Below are 23315 nucleotides of genomic sequence, written 5' to 3' on the forward strand. Positions count from 1 at the left end.
ATTTTCTTTACAATTCCCTCTAATATTAGACAAATAGCTTTGTGGTCTTAAATAAGAGACCCTTGAAGAAGCTATTTTTTACACTATTTTATATTCCCTGTTTCAGTTTCTTTTCTGCACAGATTTCAGACACCATGAAAATCAGCAGAAAGGAGGCTGAAACTATTTTTCTGGCTAAAAACCTTGACCTTATTGCACAGAAGCTTGAAATTTCACAAGCCGAGGCAAGAGCTGTTCAGGCTAAATACTGGCCTAATCCTACATTGAGTATCAGTGAGGTTAATTTATGGAGAACTTATGACATCGAAGAACAGCCTGCGCTTATCAGAAACTGGGGAAAAAGCACCCAGATTTCGGCAGAGATCGAACAGGTGATTCAGACGGCAGGGAAGAGAAGAAAAAATATTGAACTTCAGAAAATAGAAGTGGAGGGAGAGAAGTATGAACTGCAGGAAGTTTTACGTGAACTTAAAAAGACCCTCAGGAATACGATTACTGAAATTCTTTATAATCAGGAACAGCAAAAGATCTATCAGGGACAGATTGCTTCCATTGAGAAATTAACAAAATCCTATAATAATCAATTAAACCTCGGGAACATCAGTAAAGCTGAATATGTCCGCTTAAAAGCACAGGAAATTGAATTCAAAAAGAAACTGGTTTCATTGAAGCAGGAAATCGAAGACCAGCAGGTAGAACTGAAAGCTTTATTAATGCTGCCTTCTCAAACGTATCTGGAGATTTCAGATTCATTTGTTATGCCCGAAAAACAACTATCAGAACTGGAAGTGACTCAATGGATGGAAAAAGCAAAAGAAAACCGTCCCGATATCATGATCTCCAAAAATAAAGAGAAACACGCTGCCAAAAATCTGGAAATTCAAAATGCCATGAAAACACCTGATGTTGCAGTTTCTATAGGATATGACCGCGGAGGAAATATCATGAAAGATTTTATAGGACTGGGGGTTTCTATGGATCTTCCCATTTTTGACCGTAACAAAGGGAATATTCAGGAAGCTAAGCTTGAGATTGAAAAAAGCAAACTGGAGACCCGCAAAAACATGATGAAATCTGATAACGAAATTGTATCTGTTTTCAGAAACTATATCAGAACACAACAGGTCTCACAAGAAATTGATGAAAATTATGAATCTACGCTGGATGGTCTGTTGGTGAGCCATGAGAAAAACTTCAGACTAAGAAATATCAGCATGCTTGAATATATGGATTTCCTGGATACCTATATCGGAAATAAAATGATCATCCTGGACACTAAAAAAGAATTGAATCAATACTACGAAAACCTGCAGTATGTTGTAGGACAAGATTTATAAGATATGAACAAGAATATGAACCCATACATTGCTGCGGCTTACCTGTCTGCCCTCGTCATTTTTACAGGCTGTGCCGAAAAAGTAGAAAATAAAGAAACCGAAAAAGCATATTGCATCAGCAAAGAACTTAAACAAGAGATTAAACTGGCCAAAGCAGAAATGCTTCCTATACAAGAAAGTATCACCCTTACCGGGGAAGTGGAAAGTAATTCTGATAAGACAGTTCCTTTTGTAAGTCTTGTAGACGGAGTGGTAATAGATACTTATTTCTCTCTTGGTGATTATGTGAAAAAAGGACAAACGCTGGCTAGTGTAAAAAGTACAGCCGTTAACGAAATGCAGGATGATACCCAGACCCTACAGGCGCAGTTGGCTGTTGCGAAAAGAAAACTTTCTTCTGTAGAAGCCATGTATAAAGATGATATTGCCTCCCAGAAAGATTTGCAGGAAGCAAGATCAGAAGTAGCCATATTACAATCCAATATTTCCAAAACACAGAAAAATATGCAGCTGTATTCCGCAGGAGGAAGCACGATTCAGATAAAAGCACCTGCGGACGGATATGTTATCTCGAAGAATATTTCAAAAGGAATGCCTGTTACTGCCGGAGGAGATCAGCTCTTTACGATTTCCAATCTGGATAAGGTATGGGTAATGGCCAATGTGTATGCCACCAATATGAGACACGTTTATGTGGATCAGCCGGTAGTGGTCAAAACGCTTGCTTATCCTGATGATAGTTTTTCGGGGAAGATTAATACTATTTCCCAGGTTTTCAATGAAAATGAAAGAGTACTCAAAGCCAAAATCATTATGGATAATAACGGAATGAAGCTGAGACCAGGAATGTCTGCAGATGTAGTATTGCCAGTAAATTCACAAAATAAAAGCGCATTGGCTATTCCTGCGAAAGCCTTAATCTTTGATAATAACCAAAGCTATGTAGTGGTTTACAAAAAAGACTGTGAACTGGAGATAAGACCCGTAACAGAAATTGCTTCCAACAGTCAGTATATTTATGTAGAAGGCAATTTAAAACCAGGTGAAAATGTCATTGCTTCCAACGGGCTGCTGATTTATGAAAACCTGAAAAACCAATTAAATAATTCCACGAAGTAATGCGAAAATTTGTACAGAATATAGTTTCCTTCTCTTTAAAAAACTCACTGATTGTTCTTTTGGGAACTTTTCTATTGCTGGCCGGAGGAATCTATTCCTATCTGCATACACCCATTGAAGCATTTCCGGATGTTACCAATACAAGGGTAAGGGTTATTACCCAGTGGCCGGGAAGAAGTGCTGAAGAAATAGAGAAATTCGTCACATTACCCATTTCAAAGGAAATGAATGCCATTCCGAACAAAACTTCGGTACGTTCTATTTCCTTATTCGGATTGTCTGTGGTGACGGTTATTTTTGATGATCATGTCAATGATTTTTATGCCCAGCAATATGCTTCCAATAAACTCGGAAATGTAGAACTTCCTGTCGGAGCAGAATACAGCATTGAGCCTCCTTCGGGAGCTACCGGTGAAATTTACAGATATATTATCAAGAGTAAACTTCCCATCAAAGAAGTAACAGCCATTCAGGATTGGGTGGTAGAAAGAGAGTTGCTGGCTGTTCCCGGTGTTGCGGATGTGGTAAGCTTTGGTGGAGAAGAAAAAACATATGAAATAAAAATTAATCCTACGGAATTACACAATTACGACCTTTCCCCCCTGGATGTGTATGAAGCAGTTTCTAGAAGTAATATCAATGTAGGAGGAGATGTAGTAGCAAAAGGTGATCAGGCTTATGTAGTGCGGGGGATCGGTCTTTTGGAGAAGAAAGAAGATATTGAGAATATTCAGATCGAGGTAAAAGGTTCTACACCTATTCTGGTGAAACATGTAGCTGAAGTAAAAGTTTCAGCAAAACCAAGATTGGGACAGGTAGGATACAACAAAGAAAATGATGTGGTAGAAGGAATTGTGATTATGCTTCGGGGTGAAAATCCAAGTGAAGTGATTGCAAGGCTGAAAGACAGAATAGAAGAACTGAATGGAGGAGAATTGCCGGGAGATGTCCAGATTGTTCCGATCATCGACCGTACGGAGCTTGTGAATACTACAGTGCATACGGTTTCTAAAAATCTTATTGAAGGAGTCATTCTGGTTTCCATCATTGTATTTATTTTCCTTTACAACTGGAGAACAACTTTCATCGTGGCATCAGTAATTCCTTTGGCTTTTCTGTTCGCTATTATTATGCTTAAAATTCAGGGATTGCCGGCCAACCTTATTTCCATGGGGGCGCTGGATTTCGGATTGCTTCTGGAAGGAACGCTGGTTATCGTGGAACATGTCTTTGTCGCCCTCGAACTTAAAGCGAAAAAGATAGGACTGCGCAGATTCAATAAAATTTCAAAACTCGGGATCATCAAGAAAAGTGCGGGAAGCGTAGCGAGCTATATTTTCTTCGCCCTACTGATTCTGATCGTTGCCCTGATGCCTATTTTCTCTTTCCAGAAAGTAGAAGGAAAAATGTTCTCTCCATTAGCATTTACACTTGGGTATGCATTATTAGGATCATTGATCTTAAGTTTAACATATGTTCCGGCAATGTGTAAACTGCTATTGACAAAAAATATTGAAGAGAAAGAAAACTTTATTTCAAGATTTTTCAGAGTTAATATCTATAAAATTTACGAATTCAGTGACCGCCATAAAAAAGGATTCATTGTTGGTTTCGTTGCTTTGCTTGCCATGTGTGGATGGAGATTTTCCAATTATGGATCCGAGTTTTTACCCAAACTGAACGAAGGCGCAATTTATGTAAGAGCAACCCTTCCCAACAGTGTCAATCTGGATGAATCTGTAAGACTGACTAAAGAAATGAAGGAAATTCTCATGAAGTATGATGAAGTAAAATTTGTCATGACCCAGACAGGCCGTCCCAATGACGGAACCGATCCCACCGGGTTCTTTAATATCGAATTTAATATTCAGCTGAAACCGGAAAATGAATGGAAGAAAAAAATATCCAAAGAAGAACTTCTTGAAGAAATGAGAGTCTCCCTTGAGAGATTTCCAGGTATCAATTTTGGATTCAGCCAGCCGATACAGGATAACGTGGAAGAATATGTGGCAGGAGTAAAAGCTCCGCTGGTTATTAAAATTTTCGGAAATGATTTATTTGAGCTGGAAAATTACGCCAATAAAGTAGCTAATTCCATCAGAACCGTTCCGGGAATATCGGACGTGAATGTTTTCAAAAATATCGGACTTCCGGAGCTGAGAATACAGCTTCACGATTCCAAAATGGCAAAATATGGAGTCTCCACAGCAGATGCACAGGCCGTCATCGAAATGACCATCGGAGGTCAGGCAGCCACCAAATTTTACGAAGAAGAAAGAATGTTTGACGTAATGCTCAGGTTTGAAAAAGATTACAGAGATACGCCTGAAAAGATGGGAAATATTCTCATCCCGACTCAGGACAATAAAAAAGTTCCGCTGAAAGAAATTGCAACCATTGATTATCATACGGGGCCATCATTTATTTACCGTGAAGGAAACAGCAGATATATCGGAGTTGGATTTAATATTGAAGGACGCGATCTGGGAAGTACCATCAAGGAAGCCAAAGCGAAAGTAGATCAAGAAGTGAAGCTTCCGAAAAAGCATAAAATGACATGGGCCGGAGAATTTGAAAGTAAAGAAAGAGCCGCAAAACAGCTGGCTATGGTAGTACCGATTTCTTTAGTTCTTATTCTGATGCTGTTGTACTTCAATTTCGGAAATATAAAAGATACGCTGATTTCATCCATTACACTCGCTTTTGCATTCATCGGAGGTTTTTTATCCCTTTGGTTTACGGGAACCATCTTTGGAATTTCAGCGGGAATCGGGTTTATCATCCTGTTTGGAGTGGCTACCATAGACGGTATCGTACTCATTGGAGTGATGAAAGAAAATCTGCAAAACAGAATGTCACTCAAAGAATCCATAGCTCAGGGAGTGAAAAGCAGAATCCGCCCGGTGGTGATGATTGCCCTGATGGGTTCTATGGGACTTCTTCCGGCAGCCATGTCGAATGGAATGGGATCGGAAATTCAGAAACCTTTAGCCATTATGATTGTAGGAGGATTAATTATCTGTATGCTGCTTTCATTTACAGTGTTACCAATTATTTTCCACTATGCCTATCGCAAAAAGTATAAGGAAGCCATATAGTTTCTTTCATTTTGTTCATTATGAGGCCGGGATCCGTGAGGAAGATCCCGGCCTTTTTTTACGAATTTTTTGTAGCTTCTAAAATCTCAATATTTTTTACCACATCACTGCTCTCACATTTTTTTAGTTCTTTTAAAAGAGCAGGAGTGAGGATCTTCGGGTTCAGAATTTGGGTGGCAACTTTTGCAGCGGCGTAATCTACAATACCGATCACCGATTCCCTTAAGAAATTAGGAGTATTGGAGGCAATGACTGCCGTTGCCCAGGAAGTGTCTCTTGCTTTGGATATGGCAAAATCAAGGACAGCATTATCCTTTCCGTTGGAGAGTTGGTCAACAAGATCTACAGGATAACAGATTTTGTTCAGCGAATTCTGTACATTCTGATTAATGGATGCAATGACATTATTAATGTTCTCAAAATCTTTTTTCAAAGGGTTTATTTTCCGGTAAGGCATAATAGAAGCGGCAGAAACACCAAGGTCCAGGTTAATGTGAGCATTCATACCAAGAAATATATGCTGTAATATTAAAAGATTCCTGTTTTTAGCAGCTTCAAAAGCGATGTACCATGAGTTGGTGCATCTTTCATTTTTACTGTAGCTTTCCCATGCCTGAAGATATCTTTGTGCAAAAGCAATATCAAGCAATGTCATTCTGGGATTATCTTCAAATTTTTTCTGCTGAATTCCTTTCAGAACCTGTGCGGTCATAATTCTGTAGGTACAGGCAAAATATCCTGCCGGACTTTTGTTTTTTTTACACCAGATAATAATTTCATCCAGTTTTTTAAGAACTTCGTCAATGGTTTTCATGATGGTTTTTTGTTATTTAAAGATACTAAAAAAGAGGCGTCTCAAAATTGTCATTCTGAACGAAATGTAATGTAGTGAAGAATCTCATATAGTTGTTTATCAATCAGATTCTTCCTTCGTCAGAAATCGAAGATTCGACGTAGTCAATGACAAAAGCCAATTGTTTGACTTTTGAGACAGCCTCTTTATGTATTGTTATTCTGATTATGGGGTGATGATAATCGGATCTGGAAAAGGTTCAAGAATCAGTGGCTTGCACATGGCAGCCGGTTGGCAGGTTCCTCCCATGCATATAAAGTTAGTCATTGTGGTAGTACCGTCAGGACATCTGATCATGCCTTCACCATGGCATCCGCCCGGACATTCTGCCGGATACAGGGTTCCTCCAAATACATCTTTCAGCTCTGTTCTCAAAAGTTTTGTAATGTTTAATTTTTTCATGTGTTTAATTTTTAATTATGGTATTAATTGATGGTTAACTTATTGGTAATTAGTTGAATAATGCTAATTGTCAATAAGCTAAAATAGTTAAATTAATTCATAGAAGCAAGGGAGATTAATTAATTTTTTTAATTTATTTTATATATAATTGTTTGAAATTTAATGAATTAAAAAATAAATTGTATATTTATTTCCAGGTAAAGAGAAATAATAAAGAGGAATCCGAAAATCTTCAAGAGTAGGAAATCAAATTAAACTAAATTAATCATGAAAAATTTAAAAAGCTTAAACAGAAAAGAGTTAAAGACTGTTTTAGGAGGTGCAGCATTAGCCTGTGAAGCACCTGTAGATGGGGGATGTCCGGCAGGGTACACATTCTGCAGCAACCCTTATTGCTGCTATCCACCAAGAAAACCATTTATCTGTTTCGATTAAGAAAAAATCCCTCAACTGAGGGATTTCTTATTTATTAAGGATTTTCTTTTGTAATTTCATCATGATGTTTAAGATACAATGGCAGCGCTGCGGAACCATACCATGGGAAAATTTCATAGCTGAAGACACCGGCCTGAACTGCAGGATCTGTTTTTACCCATTGTTCAGCTTCTTCTTTAGATTTGGTATTGAAAATAAACATGCCACGGTAGTTTTCTTTATTCTTTTCAAGGAAAGGTCCGGCAACAACAATTTTGCCTTCATTGGCAAGTTTACCGATATTAGACATATGCCCTTTCATGAGTTCGCCCATTTTGGCTTTGTCTTCAATTTTAGTAGTGCCAGATGTCAGCATAACAATCGTATAAGGTTTCATCCCATATTTATCAGCACCTAAAGAAGTAGCCAGTTCCTGATTATATTTAGGTTTTTCTGCTTTCTTTTCCTGAGCAAAAGAAAATGCTGAAAGAAAGAGACCTGCAAGTAGTAATGTTCCTGATTTCATCTTGTTTTTATTTTGATAAATATAATAAATCCTTATAGATTTCTGAAAACTGAATTTCAAATGTCGCTATGAAACAAAAAAACCTCGATGAGTTCGAGGTTTATATCTAATTATTCTGATGAGGTTACTAGTCTTTAATTCTTAAAAATTCTTTCGCCAGTTCGATCATCTTTGGATCTCCGGTATATTTACCATGCTCGTCGGAAAGTTTTACTGTAGGAATCCATTCTTTATTGGGAGCCTGTACGCCAATAAGTTTCATTACGATATTCATGGGCTTCAATCCCACATCATTGGTAAGGTTGGTGCCGATTCCGAATGAGATACCAATTTTTCCTCTGCAATAATTGGTAATTTCCTCCACTTTTTCAAGATTTAATGCATCTGAAAAAATAATATATTTAAACATAGGATTGATCCCATTTCTTTGATAGTGGGCAATGGTTTTATCTGCAAATTCCAGAGCGTCTCCACTGTCATGACGAACGCCATCGAAAAGCTTTGCAAATTTTTTGTCGAACTGCTGGAAAAATACATCTGTAGTATAAGTATCAGACAAAGCTACTCCAAGATCACCCCTGTACACATCTACCCAGTGTTCCAGCGCCAACTCATTGGCCATTTTGAATCCATATTCGGCAGCATGGAACATAAACCATTCATGAGCATGCGTTCCGATAGGTTTTACACCATATTTCATTGCAAAATGCACGTTTGAACTTCCGATAAAAGTAGACTCTTTTTTCTGGGTTAAAGCTTCCATCACCAGATTTTGTACCTTATAAGAGTGTCTTCTTCTCGTTCCAAATTCTGCAAATGTTACTCCAAGTCTGCCCAAGGAGTCAGCCTTTTCGATTGTTTTGCTCATTACCACCTCGTTGGAATCTCTTTCCATGTGGTTCATTTCATAATGCAGTTCACTGATCAATGCCAGCAGTGGAACTTCCCAAAGAATCGTTCTGTACCAAAGCCCTTCAACAATGACAGAAAGATCACCTCCTTCCTGATGGATTTTTACTTCAGAAGGATCATAGTGATAACCTTCTAAAAAATCAAGATAGGGCAGATCTATATAAGGACATGTTCTTGCCATGAACTTTTTTTCATCTTTTGTAAGTTTAAGTTCAGCCATTTTATTGACAGCTTCTCTTAAAGCAGCGTCAAACCCTTCCGGAAAGTGGTGTTTTCCCCTGTTGATAAATTCGTATTTTACGATAGAACTCGGGAATAGCTTTACCACAGCATTCTGCATGGTTATTTTATAGAAATCATTATCAAGGATAGAGTTTAATCTGACGTCGCTCATAATATGTGTAATTTTAACGCAAATATAAAAATAAAAAATAAAATCGCCTAAATGTAAGGCGATTTTTTTGAAATATTTCCATGCTTATGGATGGAGTTATTTTCCAAGATAAGAATTGTACATCCAAACTTCTTTCTCCTGCTCGGTGATATAGTCGCTCATCTGCGAATTTGTACCTTCGTCTCCTGCTTTATCTGTAATATCTAAAAGTTCTCTCTGCAGGTCAATTACTACTTTGAATGAACTTAGAATCTGTTCCACACTTTTGGTACCGTCCGTTACTTCTTTACTTTCTTTAATGGTTGCTACCTTTAAGTAATCTGAATAATTATGTGCAGGAGTAGCTCCTAACGTAAGGATTCTTTCTGCAATCTCATCAATCTTTAAGACCAGGCTATTGTACAATTCCTCAAACTTTGGGTGAAGGGTGAAGAACTGATCACCTTTAATATTCCAGTGAGAACCTCTTGTGTTCTGGTAGAATACTGAATAGTTAGCTAATAGTACATTTAATTTTTCTGAGATGTTTTTACAGTCGGCTTCTTTAAGACCGATAATACTTGCGTTTTTCATATGTATATATTTATTTTTAAAATGTGATACAATCACCACTTCCATTCAGTAGAATATGAAGCTTTTTAATGATGACTGCTGTGTTTATCATTGTATATCCCAAATTTACGAAATATCGTGCCGAACTCGTTGGATTATTCATAGATCATAACTATAAGAAAGTTTTTAAATATAGTTTGGATATATCGGGTATATGATTATGATTTACAGATCTGATTTAGAATTATAAAAATTCATAATTATTTAATACCCATTTTTTAAGCTTGGAAAAAAGTTTCTTTTCTATCTCTTTTCCTTATGTATATTATACTTCTTTGAATGTTATATCGAAACGTCTTCTATTTTCGATGTAAGTATTTGATTTTAATTTTTATATAAGTGTTTGCAGATTAAAAAAATATTACTATTTTTGCACCCTAAAATAAAAAGCAATTAAATGCCTACTATTCAACAATTAGTAAGAAAAGGAAGAGCCACGCTTGCCAAGAAGAGCAAATCGGCTGCCCTTGATTCTTGTCCACAAAGACGTGGTGTATGTACGAGAGTATATACAACTACACCTAAGAAACCTAACTCTGCACTTAGAAAAGTAGCAAGGGTAAGACTTTCTAACGGTAAAGAAGTTAATGCCTATATCCCGGGCGAAGGACACAATCTTCAAGAGCACTCGATAGTATTGGTTAGAGGCGGAAGGGTGAAAGACCTACCGGGAGTACGTTACCACATCGTAAGAGGTGCATTAGACACAGCTGGTGTAAATGGAAGAACACAGAGAAGATCTAAGTACGGAGCTAAGAGACCTAAACCAGGACAAGCAGCTGCTGCTCCTGCAAAAGGAAAGAAAAAATAATCATTAAATAAGGTACAAAAGCAATGAGAAAGACAAAAGCGAAAAAAAGACCGTTGTTACCAGATCCGAAATTTAATGATCAATTGGTAACGAGATTCGTAAACAACTTAATGCTTGATGGTAAGAAGTCAATCGCATTCAAAATTTTCTATGATGCATTAGATATCGTAGAAACTAAAAAAGGAGATAACGAAAAAACTGCACTTGAAATCTGGAAAGATGCACTTACAAATGTAATGCCTCACGTAGAAGTACGTTCTAGAAGAGTAGGTGGAGCTAACTTCCAGATCCCTATGCCAATCAGAGCTGATAGAAAAATTTCTATGGCAATGAAATGGTTAATCAAATATTCTAAAGCTAGAAATGATAAGTCTATGGCTTTGAAATTAGCTAACGAAGTTGTAGCTGCTTCAAGAGAAGAAGGTGCTGCTTTCAAAAAGAAATCTGATACTCACAAAATGGCGGAAGCTAACAAGGCTTTCTCACACTTCAAATTCTAATCTGAAATGGGAAGAGATCTTAAATTTACAAGAAATATTGGTATCGCTGCTCACATTGATGCAGGTAAGACTACCACTACAGAAAGGATTCTATTCTATACAGGGGTAAACCACAAAATTGGAGAGGTTCACGATGGTGCTTCTACAATGGACTGGATGGAGCAGGAAGCAGAAAGAGGTATTACTATTACTTCTGCAGCTACCACTTGTTCTTGGAACTTTCCAACAGATCAAGGAAAAGCTTTACCAGAAACTAAACCTTACCACTTCAACATCATTGATACACCGGGACACGTTGACTTCACAGTAGAGGTAAACAGATCTTTAAGAGTATTGGATGGATTGGTATTCTTATTCTCTGCAGTAGATGGAGTAGAGCCTCAGTCTGAAACAAACTGGAGACTTGCTGACAACTACAAAGTTGCAAGAATGGGATTCGTAAACAAAATGGACAGACAAGGTGCTGACTTCCTTAACGTGGTAAACCAGGTTAAAGAAATGTTAGGATCTAACGCAGTTCCAATCGTTTTACCAATCGGTGCTGAAGAAGATTTCAAAGGAGTTGTTGACTTAATTAAAAACAGAGCGATCATCTGGGATGAAGCAGGACAAGGAGCTACTTTCGAAGTAGTGCCAATTCCTGAAGATATGAAAGATGAAGTTCTTGAATATAGAGAGAAACTTGTAGAAGCTGTTTCTGAGTATGACGAAACTTTGATGGAGAAATTCTTCGAAGATCCGGATTCAATTACAGAAGAAGAAATCAATGCTGCATTGAGAGCTGCTACTATCGATTTATCTATTATCCCAATGACTTGTGGTTCTTCATTCAAGAATAAAGGAGTACAGTTTATGTTGGATGCAGTATGTAAATACTTGCCTTCTCCATTGGATAAAGATGATATCAAAGGTACTGATCCGAGAACAGACGCTGAAATTACAAGAAAGCCATCTGTAGATGAGCCTTTTGCAGCTTTAGCATTTAAGATTGCTACTGACCCGTTCGTGGGAAGATTAGCTTTCTTCAGAGCTTACTCTGGAAGACTTGATGCAGGTTCTTATATCTTGAACTCCCGTTCAGGAGATAAAGAAAGAATCTCAAGAATCTATCAGATGCACGCTAACAAGCAAAACCCGGTAGAATATATTGAAGCTGGTGATATTGGTGCAGCGGTAGGATTCAAGTCTATCAAAACTGGTGATACGATGTGTGATGAGAAAAACCCAATCGTTCTTGAATCGATGGTTTTCCCTGATCCGGTAATCGGTATCGCTGTTGAGCCTAAAACTAAAGCTGACCAGGATAAAATGGGTAACGCTCTAGCTAAATTGGCTGAAGAAGATCCAACGTTTACTGTAAGAACTGACGAAGCTTCTGGACAAACGATCATCTCTGGTATGGGTGAGCTTCACTTAGATATCATTGTAGACCGTATGAAGAGAGAGTTCAAGGTTGAAGTAAACCAGGGACAACCTCAGGTAGAGTACAAAGAAAACTTAACAAAAGTTGCCAGCCACAGAGAAGTTTACAAAAAGCAATCTGGAGGTAAAGGTAAATTTGCTGACATTGTATTTGAACTAGGACCTGCAGACGAAGGTAAAGTTGGTTTAGAATTCATCAATGAGATCAAAGGTGGTAACGTTCCTAGAGAATTCGTTCCTGCAATTGAAAAAGGATTTAAAGCTGCAATGAAGAACGGTCCTTTGGCTGGTTTCGAAGTTGAAGGTATTAAAGTTACTCTTAAAGATGGATCTTTCCACGCAGTGGATTCTGACGCTCTTTCTTTCGAAATGGCTGCTAAGCTAGGATTTAAAGAAGCTGGTAAAGCTGCTAAACCAGTAATTATGGAGCCTATTATGAAACTGGAAGTTGTAACTCCGGAAGAATATATGGGTAACATCATTGGTGACCTTAACAAGAGAAGAGGTACTATCAGTGGCCAGGAAGAGAAAAACGGAGCTGTTGTAATCAAAGGTTCTGTTCCACTTTCTGAAATGTTTGGATATGTAACAACTCTAAGAACACTTTCATCAGGAAGAGCTACTTCTTCTATGGAATTAGAGAAATACGCACCAACTCCACAAAACGTTGCTGAAGAAATCATAGCTAAAGCAAAAGGTTAATTTTTAAATTAAAGAAATGTCACAAAGAATCAGAATAAAACTAAAATCTTACGATTACAACTTGGTAGACAAGTCTGCTGAGAAAATCGTAAAAACGGTAAAGGCTACTGGTGCTGTTGTAAACGGTCCTATTCCATTACCAACGAATAAGAGAATCTTCACAGTGTTGAGATCTCCGCACGTAAACAAGAAAGCAAGAGAGCAGTTCCAACTTTCAGCTCACAAGAGACTAATGGATATCTACTCTTCTTCTTCTAAGACTGTTGATGCTCTAATGAAATTAGAACTTCCTTCAGGTGTAGACGTTGAAATTAAAGTGTGATAAATGCATACTTTGCAATGATTATACAATCCGTTCCTTTTCAGGGACGGATTTTTTTATGCATCTGCTATTTGTATAAACTCAGTCAATGGCCAAAGTCAGATCTGTATTTTTATCAATCTGACTTTTTTTGATTGTACTTTCTCTAATCATATCAAAAAACTAAAAGATTAGTATTAATAATAGAACAGATCTGTTTGATCATTGTAAGGAGTCCTTTTATTGAATTAATGATTTGATATTAGCAGGACTTTTCATGGTGACATATGTCACACTACTTTATTTATTTAGAATTAATAAAAATAATAATTTTGTAAAAAATTATCAGATGAATAAAGTAGTATCCTTTTCTCTGCTATTATTGGGTGGGGTTCTGGCCAATGCACAGAAAGTAAATGATTCAGTTAAACACAAAAAAATTGAAGAAGTAGAACTATTTGGTGAGAAAAAGAAACAGCCGCAAGGCCTGGACGCAATTACCAGATTGCCATTGAAGACCAGAGATCAGATACAGAGTATTTCTGTAATTTCCCATAAAGCCATTGAAGAATTAGGAGCGCTTACAGTTACTGATGTTGCCAAAAACGTTCCGGGGGTAACTTTATTTTCAAGCTATGGCGGAGGAAATGAGAGTATGTCTATCAGAGGATATCGAGGAGTTCCTGTACTGAAAAACGGGGTTCAGCTGGATTCAGACTTCCGTACTGCAGGGATGATTACGGATATGCAGGGAGTGGAAAGTATTCAGGTGATCAAAGGATCTGCAGCTATCGGCCAAGGGATCGGAAATGGTTTAGGATCTGCAGGAGGAGTAATTAATGTGGTAACAAAAAGACCGCAGTTTATTGATCAGACTAATGTAGGATTCCGTTATGGAAGCTGGGATTTTTACAGACCTACCGTAGATTTCCAGAGAGTTCTGGATTCTCACGGAAAAGTAGCTGTGAGATTCAATGGAGCATACCAAAATAATAATTCATTCAGAAGCCACGTACAGGGTGAAAGAATTTATGTGAATCCATCTGTTGCTTTCCGCCCGGATGATAAAACAATAATCAATGTGGAAATGGATTATCTTCATGATAAAAGGACACCGGACAGAGGAACAATCAATCTTGCTCCGGGAACTGTTGAAGCATTATATCATATGCCGAAAGGGAAGTTTTTAGGATATGCATCTGATTATTCAAAAACAGAGACATTCAACTTTGCGACTACCATCGTACGTAACCTTACAGACAAATTAAAAGTGAGAGCTGCTTTCGTTAATTCCGTAAGCAATACAGATTCTGAAGCTTCATCAGTATCATTACCGGCTGGTGAAACCAACTATAATATCAGACAGCGTACCATTGGAAAATCACAGGGAGAAGATATCAACAAAGTATTACAGTTAGACTTCATTGGAGAGCAGATAAAGACAGGATTTATCAATCATACTTTCCAGGTTGGTTTTGACTGGAGAGAAACAGAAACTTCATCCACAACTTACGGAGCTTATAAAAATTCAATTGCACCCGGAAATTTAATTACTGCGCGTGATACAAAAATTGATAATATAACGTATGCCGCCAATCCGCTTGATATTTTCGACGTAGTGAACGGAAGTATTCCCAATCAGCTTCCGGTAAATGTCATCTATAAAAATCTGGGAAGATCAAACGCTGTTTTAACTCCAAGTATCGGAGCAATGGCCCAGGACGTAATGACTATCGGGAAATATGTAAAAGCTCATTTGGGACTTCGTTACAGCAGACTGAACGGATCCACCAATGAGTCTGTAGATACATGGAATCCTAATTTTGGATTGATCGTTTCTCCACTTCCGAATGTTAATGTGTTTGGATCATATACTACAACAACCTCTTTACGATCTTCTAATAACCTCCTTTTAGAGGGTGGAAGAGTAGGCCCGTCGATGACCAAACAATGGGAAGCAGGTATTAAATCAGACTGGTTTAATGAGCGTTTAAGGTTTAACGTAACAGTATTTGACATTAAAACAGATCACCTTTCGTTCACTATTCTTGACGAAAATTATAACCCTGTTGTGATCGACAAACAGACGATGTATGGTCTTGCAGGAAATCTTCGAAGAAAAGGAGTTGAAGTAGAATTGATCGGAAGAATTCTTCCCAACCTTCAGGTGATGTCGGGGTGGGCATATCTGGATGCTCAATATCAGGACAGCCCTGCTTATATGAACGGATCAGCACCAATGAATGCCCCTAAACATACTGCAAACGGATGGCTGAATTATAAATTCAATGAAGGTACTTTATCAGGACTTGATGTAGGGGCAGGAATTTATTACGTAGGAAAAAGACCGGTTGACGAATGGACTCAGAAAACATTTACAGCAGGACACCTGAACAGTGTGAGGCCCGGTGACAAACCTTTCGATATGCCGGAATATACAACAGTAGATGCTCAGGTCGGTTATTCTCTGAAAAATGGAATGGGAATAAGAGTATTCTTCAATAATATTTTTGACAGTGTAGGATACAGTTCCTATTTCAGAGGTGGATATATCGATCAGATCCAGCCAAGAAACTTTGCTGTACAGGTAAACTATAAATTCTAACACAAAAAAAATATTATGAAAATTACCAGAATAGTATTTTTAGTAATCATTGCCATTGCCGGTTTAACCTCATGTTCCGAAGAGCATCTGTCTGAAGAGGAACTGAAAACGGCAAGAGAAAATATAGAAAGACATTACACAAATCCCAGAAGTATATATTCATGGGGTAATATTTCTCCCTGGAAAGATCATTGGAACAATACCTCTTATCCAAAAACTTTTTCACCTGGACAGGTCGGAAAGAGTATGATAGCAGAAGAAAAACAAAATCTTGAAAAGCATTTCTCAGGAAAAATCAAATAATTTAGTTTCAATCATTCATATCAATTTTAATTCAAAGAACATTAAGACAGAACTTTTGTCTTAATGTTTTTTAGTATTTATTATTCCGGATTCCTGTTAATTTTATACATTTAATCAATCTATAAAATGACGGTTATGGGAAAAAAAAGCCATAGTTTTTTTGAAAAATTTTCAAACTGGGCTGTAAAATTTACAGGAAGTCCATATGCTTTTATAGGAGCTTTTGTTATCGTAGTGCTATGGGCGGTAACCGGACCTTTCTTTGATTATTCCGAAACCTGGCAGCTGGTGATCAATACCGGAACTACAATCATTACCTTTCTGATGGTATTTTTGATTCAGAAAGCGCAGAATAAAGACTCCAAAGCGATACAGATTAAACTGAATGAACTTATAGCTGCTCATGAAAAAGCAAGTAATCGTATTGTGGATATTGAAGATCTTACAGAAGAAGAACTTGATCAGCTTCATGTTTATTATGAAAGACTAGGACATCTGGCCAAAAAAGAGACGGATATTCATACTTCCCATTCTATTGATGCCGCGGAAAGAAACCATGACTATAAATATGAGTTCTTCAAAAGAAAACATGAAGAATGGCTGCAGAAAAAAGATCATAAAAATATTGATTGAAAATTTTTCTTAATATTTTAAATACTGTGTTTTTTTTACATTGTATTACAGATATTATGGAGGTTTTGGTAGCTGTTTTTGAATTTTCATCTGGTTTCTAGTGTTTTTTTTAATAAATATATACATTTATTGAAAAAAACATATGAAAACAAAATTATTTTGTTTGCCGGTATTCCTGTTGGCAATATCTGCAAATGCCCAATGGAACAGAGGGCTGCCTCAACAAAAAATAATAAAAAAGAGTGATCATTCTGTTTACTACCAGCTTGATATTGATCAGATAAGGACACAGCTGCTAAGAGCTTCTAAAATAGGCGAAGGTTCTCCCGTCACTATTAATATTCCTACTCTTAATGGAAAAATCGAGAAATTTTCAGTCAACAGCTTTCCGGTAATGGATGAAGCCCTGGCTAACAAATACCAGCTGGGTTCCTACGTTGGGCTCGGAGTGGACGACCCAACCAAATACATCAGGTTCAGTGTCGCCCCCAATGATTTTCAGTCCATGATCATTGGTGCCGACGGTCAATATGAGTTTATAGAACCGGCAACATCTGATAAGTCCTTTTATTCCGTACATGGAAAAACTAATAAAAACGGGCATGCATTTACATGTTCTACAAAGGAAGATAAGGAATCTGTTGCCAATCTTCAAAAGTTGAAAAATGCAGGTGTTACTGCAAGATCTAATAATAAAACTTTCCACACCTTAAGGCTGGCTATGTCAGTGACAGGTGAATACACTACCTATTTCGGAGGAGTTTCTGGTGCACTTACCCAGATTAATGCCACTTTATCAAGGGTAAATGGGGTATTTGAAAAGGAATTTAATGTACATGTCAATGCAATCGATGCCCCTGGCCTGATCTTTACCAATTCTGCTAATGATCCCTACAGTATAGCTGATAATAAGTGTAAATGGAATTACGAACTAATGAATACATTGCATGGAGGAGCTTATGGTGTTACAGATGATGATTTTGATATAGGACACTTGTTCGGAGCTTCTGGAGGAGGCGGAAATGCAGGCTGTATTGGCTGTATAGGAAGTAATGATACTTCTACAACGATTGATCCTGATTGTGATGATATACCTTCTCCCGATAATTATAAAGGGAGTGGATATACTTCTCCTGCGGACGGTATACCACAGGGAGATAACTTCGACATAGATTATGTAGCGCATGAAATGGGACATCAATTGGGAGATAATCATACCTATAGTTTTAATGAAGGAACAGGCGTTTGTGTGGAACCAGGATCGGGATCTACCATTATGGGCTATGCCGGAATTACAGGGACCAATACAGATGTTCAGCAACATTCTGATGCCTATTTTCATAGCGTAAGTATTGACCAGGTGCAGGCTAATCTTGCTGCAGTAACTGCTGATGTGGAAACACCTATCACCAATAATCCACCGGTTGTAACCGCAATGAATACAACTTATACCATTCCTAAATCTACAGCATTTGTATTGACAGCATCAGCAACAGATCCGGACGGAGATGCCTTGACTTATTGCTGGGAACAAGTGAATTCATGTTTATTAGCCGATGGCATTGGTAAATCAGGAGGTACAGGTGATGGAGCGTTAGCTATTGGTAACACATCATCTGGAGCTAATTTCAGATCCTGGACACCTACCTCCAGTCCTACCAGGTATTTTCCTAAGCTGGCAACCGTATTGGGAGGTGCAGTAAAAAATACAGCAGATTTTGAAGCGGCAAGTACTGTCGCAAGAACTACAGATTTCCGGGTAACCGTAAGAGATAATAAGCCGGGTGGACAGGCTCAGACTGCTTATGCTACTCAGACTGTAGTTGTAGGATCTGCAGCCGCGTTTACTGTAAATACAACATCATTAACACCCAATGCCAATTCTGCAATTGCATGGACGGTTTCCGGAACAACTGCTGCTCCATATAACGTAGCTAACGTAAAAATTGATTATACAGCAGATGGCGGAGCAACCTGGAATGACCTTGCTGCATCAGTTCCCAATAACGGATCAGCGAATGTTTTTATCCCGGCATCTTTAGCTGGAAAAACGATTCACCTGAGAGTCTCTGCTATTGGAAATGTTTTCTATGCTGTGAAGCAGGCTACCGTATCCGGTTTATTGGCAGTTTCTGAAGCTGGAAATGCGAAACCTGTGAAGATTTATCCAAACCCTGCAGAAGATGTATTGAACGTCACAAATGTTTCTTCAAGCGCTTCTTATGAAATTTTCAGTGCTCCGGGGCAGATCATTGCCAGAGGAACTATAGGCGACGGCAAAATTAATCTAAAAACTCTTGTGAAAGGAATCTACTTTATTACCATCAATAATAAAGAAGAAAAGAGTACAACTAAGTTTGTTAAAAAATAATCAGGTCATCCATCAAAATAAAAAACCTCTGATCATTCAGAGGTTTTTTTATGGTTTGTCTTATCTCATAAAATAGTTGAAATAACTACAGCTTCCCATCAGATTTCGGGTAGTTTCAGTGTCAGAATACTGAGCCTTCAGCTGAGCAAAATAAGTTCTGTACTTCTGGTTTTTAAGATTGTCCATTTCTTTTTGTCTGGCATCTTCTTTTTCAGACCATTTCGGATCAGAATAATCAAAATCCTTAGGTGCCTTGGCTTCATACTGATAATATTTACCCTGTTCAGCACTTGCCATCTGGAATAGGATTCTAGCTTTTTCTTCTTTATTATTGGAAAGCTTAAGCGCCTTTTGATAATAATTGATGGGAAGGTCAAAATTATCAGGTTCAATATAAGAAGTATCAAGAAAGTTTTTATAATAATACTTGTAAGGATTCTTTCTGTCTGTATTCCAGAAATCATATTTACCACCGTTGCTGTTGTCGATATCCATAACAAACAATTCGCGGTAGTATCCTAAAATAGAAGTATTGTACAATAAGTTTCCGATAAGCTGATTGGCTTTTGCTGCTTTTTCACCTGTGCCGTTTCCAATCTTTTTCAATTGAATCAATGCGTCAGCAAGTTGAAGCTTATCCATGCTTGTTGTAATGAAAGGGAAATCAGTGTAGTTTTCTGCTTTCATACTTTCACTATCCGGGCTTCCGAAACTTTCCCAAACATTATGCCCGAAGACAAGGTTTGAAATATTTTTAAATCCGTTGTACTCTGCAGGAGCATATTGTTTTGGAGTGATGGTCTGGCCATTCTTTTCTGTCCATTCGTAATTTTGTCTTGGAATCCCAGCAAAGCTTTTAGCTTTTTCATAATAAGATTTCGCCTTTTCAAAATCGGCAAGTCTCATGGCTCGGTCTCCATAAATCGTATTGAAGAAGGCATCAATATTACCTACACTATCCATGTTTTTGGCGATGATCTGCTGCTCAAACTGGGTTTTATCAGGCTTTCTGTAAAATTCTTCTACGCTTTTTACCAGACTGGAGTTCGGGTTGTACTGCAGATCTGAAAGTTTATTGTTCATCAGGAATGATTTTCCGTCCTCTCCCTGAAGGAAGTAACGGTTCGCAATAACATCCTTAAGGAAATCTGCAGTAGAAGGTACTTCACCATAATAATCAAAATTATCTGTAGTGGCAGTGTCTTTCTCTACTTTTTTCTCTACAAAGTATTCCGCATACTCTTTCATCAGATGGTCTTCATAGTCTGCATCAATTTTCGGCTGGGAAACAATATCATTAAGAACTTTCATTCTTTTGATTTCCTCCAGATATTCCGGATTGGTCGTTTTGATGTCATTCAGAATTTCAGAACTTTCTTTATAGTCTTTCTTTAAAAACTTAAGATAAGCATCTGCAATCTGCCAGTATTCATCCTTAGACTTTTCTTTTGTTTTGTCTGTGAATTTTTCCAGGTCATTAAGGAAGTCCTGTGTCTTCTCATCGTAATAATACCCTGTTCTGTTATAGAATGGAATTCTGTCCGGATTGCTGAACAACTCATCATCACTTTGGTCAGCTTTAACGTTATTACCTGTTTTATCAGATTTGGAACCACCGAAAAGATTTTTGAAGAACCTTACAATTTTCTGCCAGAAAGAAAGCTTTTCTTCTTTCACCTCAGTTTTGGTTGAATCTGCAGATGTATCTTTTGAGGTGTTATCCGTTGAATTTTCCTTCGTCGTTGCTTTTTGAGCATCTGAAGTGTAGTAATAGGTAGGCAGATAGCTTCTTTCAAGCTCGTTGATACTTCTGGCAGCCATTACCTTCAGAATCTCGGAATCTGGATCAATTTCATACATCTTTTCCATCATGGGAATTGGATTGTTGAAATCTTCATAACCCAAAAGGAAGTAAGCCATATTCTTTTCTTCATTCGTATTGGCTCTTTTCATGATATTGCTGAAAGAGGCAGTGTCTGAAAGTTTCATGGAAACAAAAGCAGACTCCTTACGGTCTTTACTGTTCATGAATACCTGAAAAAAGTTCCAGTTGGCATCACTGTTCATTTCCAGTCCTCTTTGAGCTCCTGCCAATTGGTCCAGAGACATGAAGTAGACCGTTCCTTTCAGTTTGATGGGAGCAACATATGTTTTGAAAGCCTGCAAAGCAGAATCGTAGTTTCTGGTATAATGATTAAGACGTACCAGTTGATATCCGTACCGCTGCTTGATTTCAGGATTTCTCGCTGCGTTGTACAAAGAGGTTAAAGCAGCAATGGTTTTATGGTAATCAAGAGCCGTAGCATTTTTTCTGTTGGCATCCCTGTCGTAATAGAATGAGTTTTCACTTTCTATATAATTGATGCTCATATAAGGCTCAAGATACTTGGCTTCAATCAAATAATTAATACCTTCCTTATATTTCTGGTAAAATCCGGTGCCTAGCTTTTGTAAAAGAGGGTTGGTTGGATTTCCGTTCTTTAAAGCATTCAGGTCGTTCATACTGATCTTATACACCAGATTCTGGGTTTCGGAATAGCTCAGCTGATTGTTAAAAAACTTTTTCCATGTTTCAACATTATCATCAGGAATCAATGCAGAATTATATCCTCCATAAAATCTGCTTGAATAATTATGCAGGAAGGGGAGATAAGCCTTGTCTTTGATGATGGTTTGCGTAAAAAGGTTGAAGTAATCATAATCAGGATCCGACCACGCACAGGCGTCAGATTGTGTATAGAAAAGTGATACGACCGCAAGTGAAAGAATATACTTTTTCATAGGGTGTGCAGTGTTTTTTTAGTTTTAATATTGTATGATGGTAGTGTTCTGGCAAGTATGCCTCTATCTCCAGGAGATTAAAATTTCCGGTCTGACACAAATTTACTATCTAATTGATAATAAATGATATTAAAATGCGGGATTTTTTTCTGTAAAAACCCAATAACATCATTAAGCTGTTCTTCAGATATTTCCTCTGCCTTTATTTTGAAACCTTTATTCAAATAACTTCCAAAGTAGAATCCGTCTTTCATGACTTCAACTTCGTGATCTGAAATCTTTTTGAAACTGGAGTTTTCCAGATCTCTTTTCGATAAGGCATTAATAAGTCTGTGTTTTCCTAAATGATTGGTAACAATTCCCCATGAATATATGGGAAGTGCCACTTCAACATTTTTGATCGGATAATCTTCCATTTTTGAAAGGTAGCTTTTCAGAATATTCACATCCAGGATAGAATTCTTATCAGATTTTTCAAGAGGCGATGAAGTAGAGTAGCACATCAGATACACTTTTCCTACGGGAGGAATTCCGGTCTGCTTTTTATCTTTTACCTGGTGAAGGCGAAGTGTACAGGTAATTTCTTTTCCGGAAACTCTTTTGAGTTCTTTCAGAAATTTAAAATAATCATTCCGTGTTCCCGCAGTCCAGTCGCAGTCAATTTGAATTTCATTATTGGTTTTGAGATGATATTCTTCTGTTTTCTTTTGAATTAAAAGATGAATGCTTTCTGCCAGAAATCGGATCTCATCTGCAGAGATCCCCAGCAAGGTCTGATTGGTAATGAAAACCGTAGGAACAATCTGTTTGTCTGTCTGAAAACTCGGGTCCTTGGTAATCACTGCTACTGGCTGAAATTTTCCGTTTACTTTATCTACATCAAAGAATCTGGTGTATAAGTAAGGAACCGTAGCTTTATCCAATGCTTTATTTTCTGCATTGTCAAGCTTCAGTTTGGTTTTCCAGTAATAGAAAGTGTAAGGATGATTCTCTTTCCTGTTGCATGATACAGTAAGAAAGAGGAGAAATAGAAATAAAATTTTAAAATGTTTCATTGGTGTAAATCACCCTTCAAAAATAAAGATATTTTGGCAGAATATAACCCGTAAAATCCCGGTGATTAAAGGTAATAAGCAAAAAATATTGTATTGATGTAGTATGATTTGTTCAAATGCAGTAGGTTGTATAACGATTCCCCTCCTCCGGAGGGGTGGCAAAT

General features: G+C 37.6%; 19 protein-coding genes. 12 read left to right on the top strand and 7 right to left on the bottom strand.

The features are described from left to right. Positions 1-62: 62 nt before the first annotated feature. From AC59HC_RS04675 to AC59HC_RS04685, 3 genes are read left to right on the top strand one after another with little or no spacing between them, the layout of a single operon-like run. A complete protein-coding gene (locus AC59HC_RS04675; RefSeq protein ID WP_343642469.1) occupies positions 63-1337 on the top strand; it encodes a TolC family protein in 1275 nt (424 codons plus the stop codon). Positions 1338-1352: 15 nt separating this feature from the next. After that, positions 1353-2456 (top strand): efflux RND transporter periplasmic adaptor subunit, encoded by a 1104-nt coding sequence (locus AC59HC_RS04680; protein WP_496558082.1) that lies wholly within the window; start codon positions 1353-1355, stop codon positions 2454-2456. Continuing rightward, positions 2456-5554: an efflux RND transporter permease subunit gene (locus AC59HC_RS04685; RefSeq protein WP_496558083.1), complete on the top strand. Its 3099-nt coding sequence runs from the start codon at positions 2456-2458 to the stop codon at positions 5552-5554. Before AC59HC_RS04680 ends, AC59HC_RS04685 begins: the two co-directional genes overlap by 1 nt. A 58-nt stretch (positions 5555-5612) precedes the next feature. On the opposite strand, the gene AC59HC_RS04690 is transcribed toward AC59HC_RS04685, so the two are convergent. Both AC59HC_RS04690 and AC59HC_RS04695 read right to left on the bottom strand, forming a co-directional pair. Further along, a complete protein-coding gene (locus AC59HC_RS04690; RefSeq protein ID WP_429816955.1) occupies positions 5613-6368 on the bottom strand; it encodes a DUF5995 family protein in 756 nt (251 codons plus the stop codon). Positions 6369-6572: 204 nt separating this feature from the next. Beyond that, positions 6573-6809, bottom strand: a complete 237-nt coding sequence (locus AC59HC_RS04695) for a hypothetical protein (RefSeq protein WP_496558084.1) — start codon at positions 6807-6809, stop codon at positions 6573-6575. A 267-nt stretch (positions 6810-7076) separates the two neighbouring features. On the opposite strand from AC59HC_RS04695, the gene AC59HC_RS04700 reads away from it, so the two are divergent. Further along, positions 7077-7244: a bacteriocin-like protein gene (locus AC59HC_RS04700; RefSeq protein WP_157885768.1), complete on the top strand. Its 168-nt coding sequence runs from the start codon at positions 7077-7079 to the stop codon at positions 7242-7244. A 34-nt stretch (positions 7245-7278) separates the two neighbouring features. On the opposite strand, the gene AC59HC_RS04705 is transcribed toward AC59HC_RS04700, so the two are convergent. The 3 genes from AC59HC_RS04705 to AC59HC_RS04715 form a co-directional block, all read right to left on the bottom strand. Further along, a complete protein-coding gene (locus AC59HC_RS04705; protein ID WP_496558085.1) occupies positions 7279-7749 on the bottom strand; it encodes a YciI family protein in 471 nt (156 codons plus the stop codon). A gap of 127 nt (positions 7750-7876) precedes the next feature. Next, positions 7877-9055 (bottom strand): nicotinate phosphoribosyltransferase, encoded by a 1179-nt coding sequence (gene pncB, locus AC59HC_RS04710; protein ID WP_110008537.1) that lies wholly within the window; start codon positions 9053-9055, stop codon positions 7877-7879. Between the two features lie 96 nt (positions 9056-9151). After that, positions 9152-9628, bottom strand: coding sequence for a Dps family protein (locus AC59HC_RS04715; protein ID WP_062673577.1), 477 nt, complete (start codon positions 9626-9628; stop codon positions 9152-9154). Positions 9629-10064: 436 nt separating this feature from the next. On the opposite strand from AC59HC_RS04715, the gene rpsL reads away from it, so the two are divergent. The 8 genes from rpsL to AC59HC_RS04755 all read left to right on the top strand — a co-directional run bounded on the left by rpsL (position 10065) and on the right by AC59HC_RS04755 (position 19315). Continuing rightward, entirely contained in the window at positions 10065-10478 is a 414-nt protein-coding gene (rpsL, locus tag AC59HC_RS04720; RefSeq protein WP_002983146.1) for a 30S ribosomal protein S12, read from the top strand. Between the two features lie 23 nt (positions 10479-10501). Next, positions 10502-10978, top strand: coding sequence for a 30S ribosomal protein S7 (gene rpsG / locus AC59HC_RS04725; protein ID WP_062673583.1), 477 nt, complete (start codon positions 10502-10504; stop codon positions 10976-10978). A 6-nt stretch (positions 10979-10984) separates the two neighbouring features. Beyond that, complete coding sequence (fusA, locus tag AC59HC_RS04730) at positions 10985-13102, top strand: elongation factor G (protein WP_062673585.1); 2118 nt, start codon at positions 10985-10987, stop codon at positions 13100-13102. 16 nt (positions 13103-13118) lie between these two features. After that, on the top strand, positions 13119-13424 hold the full coding sequence (rpsJ, locus tag AC59HC_RS04735; RefSeq protein WP_002661363.1) for a 30S ribosomal protein S10: 306 nt from the start codon (positions 13119-13121) through the stop codon (positions 13422-13424). 328 nt (positions 13425-13752) lie between these two features. Beyond that, entirely contained in the window at positions 13753-16008 is a 2256-nt protein-coding gene (locus AC59HC_RS04740; protein WP_343642484.1) for a TonB-dependent siderophore receptor, read from the top strand. A 15-nt stretch (positions 16009-16023) separates the two neighbouring features. Further along, on the top strand, positions 16024-16311 hold the full coding sequence (locus tag AC59HC_RS04745) for a hypothetical protein (RefSeq protein WP_343642486.1): 288 nt from the start codon (positions 16024-16026) through the stop codon (positions 16309-16311). 126 nt (positions 16312-16437) lie between these two features. Beyond that, complete coding sequence (locus AC59HC_RS04750) at positions 16438-16944, top strand: low affinity iron permease family protein (RefSeq protein WP_496558086.1); 507 nt, start codon at positions 16438-16440, stop codon at positions 16942-16944. 142 nt (positions 16945-17086) lie between these two features. Continuing rightward, a complete protein-coding gene (locus AC59HC_RS04755) occupies positions 17087-19315 on the top strand; it encodes a zinc-dependent metalloprotease (RefSeq protein ID WP_496558087.1) in 2229 nt (742 codons plus the stop codon). A 60-nt stretch (positions 19316-19375) separates the two neighbouring features. Here AC59HC_RS04755 and AC59HC_RS04760 read toward each other — a convergent pair whose 3' ends face one another. Continuing rightward, positions 19376-22096 carry a hypothetical protein gene (locus AC59HC_RS04760; protein WP_496558088.1) on the bottom strand — a complete coding sequence of 907 codons (2721 nt, stop codon included), beginning with the start codon at positions 22094-22096 and terminating at the stop codon, positions 19376-19378. Positions 22097-22173: 77 nt separating this feature from the next. Then, entirely contained in the window at positions 22174-23151 is a 978-nt protein-coding gene (locus tag AC59HC_RS04765; protein WP_496558089.1) for a hypothetical protein, read from the bottom strand. Positions 23152-23315: the final 164 nt, after the last annotated feature.

The sequence above is a fragment of the Chryseobacterium sp. DZ-32 genome, assembly GCF_059587025.1.

Bases quoted from the DNA above. Each gene is read 5' to 3' on its own strand.
- AC59HC_RS04680 (WP_496558082.1), top strand. From the start codon at position 1,353: ATGAACCCATACATTGCTGCGGCTTACCTGTCTGCCCTCGTCATTTTT.
- AC59HC_RS04685 (WP_496558083.1), top strand. From the start codon at position 2,456: ATGCGAAAATTTGTACAGAATATAGTTTCCTTCTCTTTAAAAAACTCA.
- AC59HC_RS04690 (WP_429816955.1), bottom strand. From the start codon at position 6,368: ATGAAAACCATTGACGAAGTTCTTAAAAAACTGGATGAAATTATTATC.
- AC59HC_RS04695 (WP_496558084.1), bottom strand. From the start codon at position 6,809: ATGAAAAAATTAAACATTACAAAACTTTTGAGAACAGAGCTGAAAGAT.
- AC59HC_RS04700 (WP_157885768.1), top strand. From the start codon at position 7,077: ATGAAAAATTTAAAAAGCTTAAACAGAAAAGAGTTAAAGACTGTTTTA.
- AC59HC_RS04705 (WP_496558085.1), bottom strand. From the start codon at position 7,749: ATGAAATCAGGAACATTACTACTTGCAGGTCTCTTTCTTTCAGCATTT.
- pncB (WP_110008537.1), bottom strand. From the start codon at position 9,055: ATGAGCGACGTCAGATTAAACTCTATCCTTGATAATGATTTCTATAAA.
- AC59HC_RS04715 (WP_062673577.1), bottom strand. From the start codon at position 9,628: ATGAAAAACGCAAGTATTATCGGTCTTAAAGAAGCCGACTGTAAAAAC.
- rpsL (WP_002983146.1), top strand. From the start codon at position 10,065: ATGCCTACTATTCAACAATTAGTAAGAAAAGGAAGAGCCACGCTTGCC.
- rpsG (WP_062673583.1), top strand. From the start codon at position 10,502: ATGAGAAAGACAAAAGCGAAAAAAAGACCGTTGTTACCAGATCCGAAA.
- fusA (WP_062673585.1), top strand. From the start codon at position 10,985: ATGGGAAGAGATCTTAAATTTACAAGAAATATTGGTATCGCTGCTCAC.
- rpsJ (WP_002661363.1), top strand. From the start codon at position 13,119: ATGTCACAAAGAATCAGAATAAAACTAAAATCTTACGATTACAACTTG.
- AC59HC_RS04740 (WP_343642484.1), top strand. From the start codon at position 13,753: ATGAATAAAGTAGTATCCTTTTCTCTGCTATTATTGGGTGGGGTTCTG.
- AC59HC_RS04745 (WP_343642486.1), top strand. From the start codon at position 16,024: ATGAAAATTACCAGAATAGTATTTTTAGTAATCATTGCCATTGCCGGT.
- AC59HC_RS04750 (WP_496558086.1), top strand. From the start codon at position 16,438: ATGACGGTTATGGGAAAAAAAAGCCATAGTTTTTTTGAAAAATTTTCA.
- AC59HC_RS04755 (WP_496558087.1), top strand. From the start codon at position 17,087: ATGAAAACAAAATTATTTTGTTTGCCGGTATTCCTGTTGGCAATATCT.
- AC59HC_RS04760 (WP_496558088.1), bottom strand. From the start codon at position 22,096: ATGAAAAAGTATATTCTTTCACTTGCGGTCGTATCACTTTTCTATACA.
- AC59HC_RS04765 (WP_496558089.1), bottom strand. From the start codon at position 23,151: ATGAAACATTTTAAAATTTTATTTCTATTTCTCCTCTTTCTTACTGTA.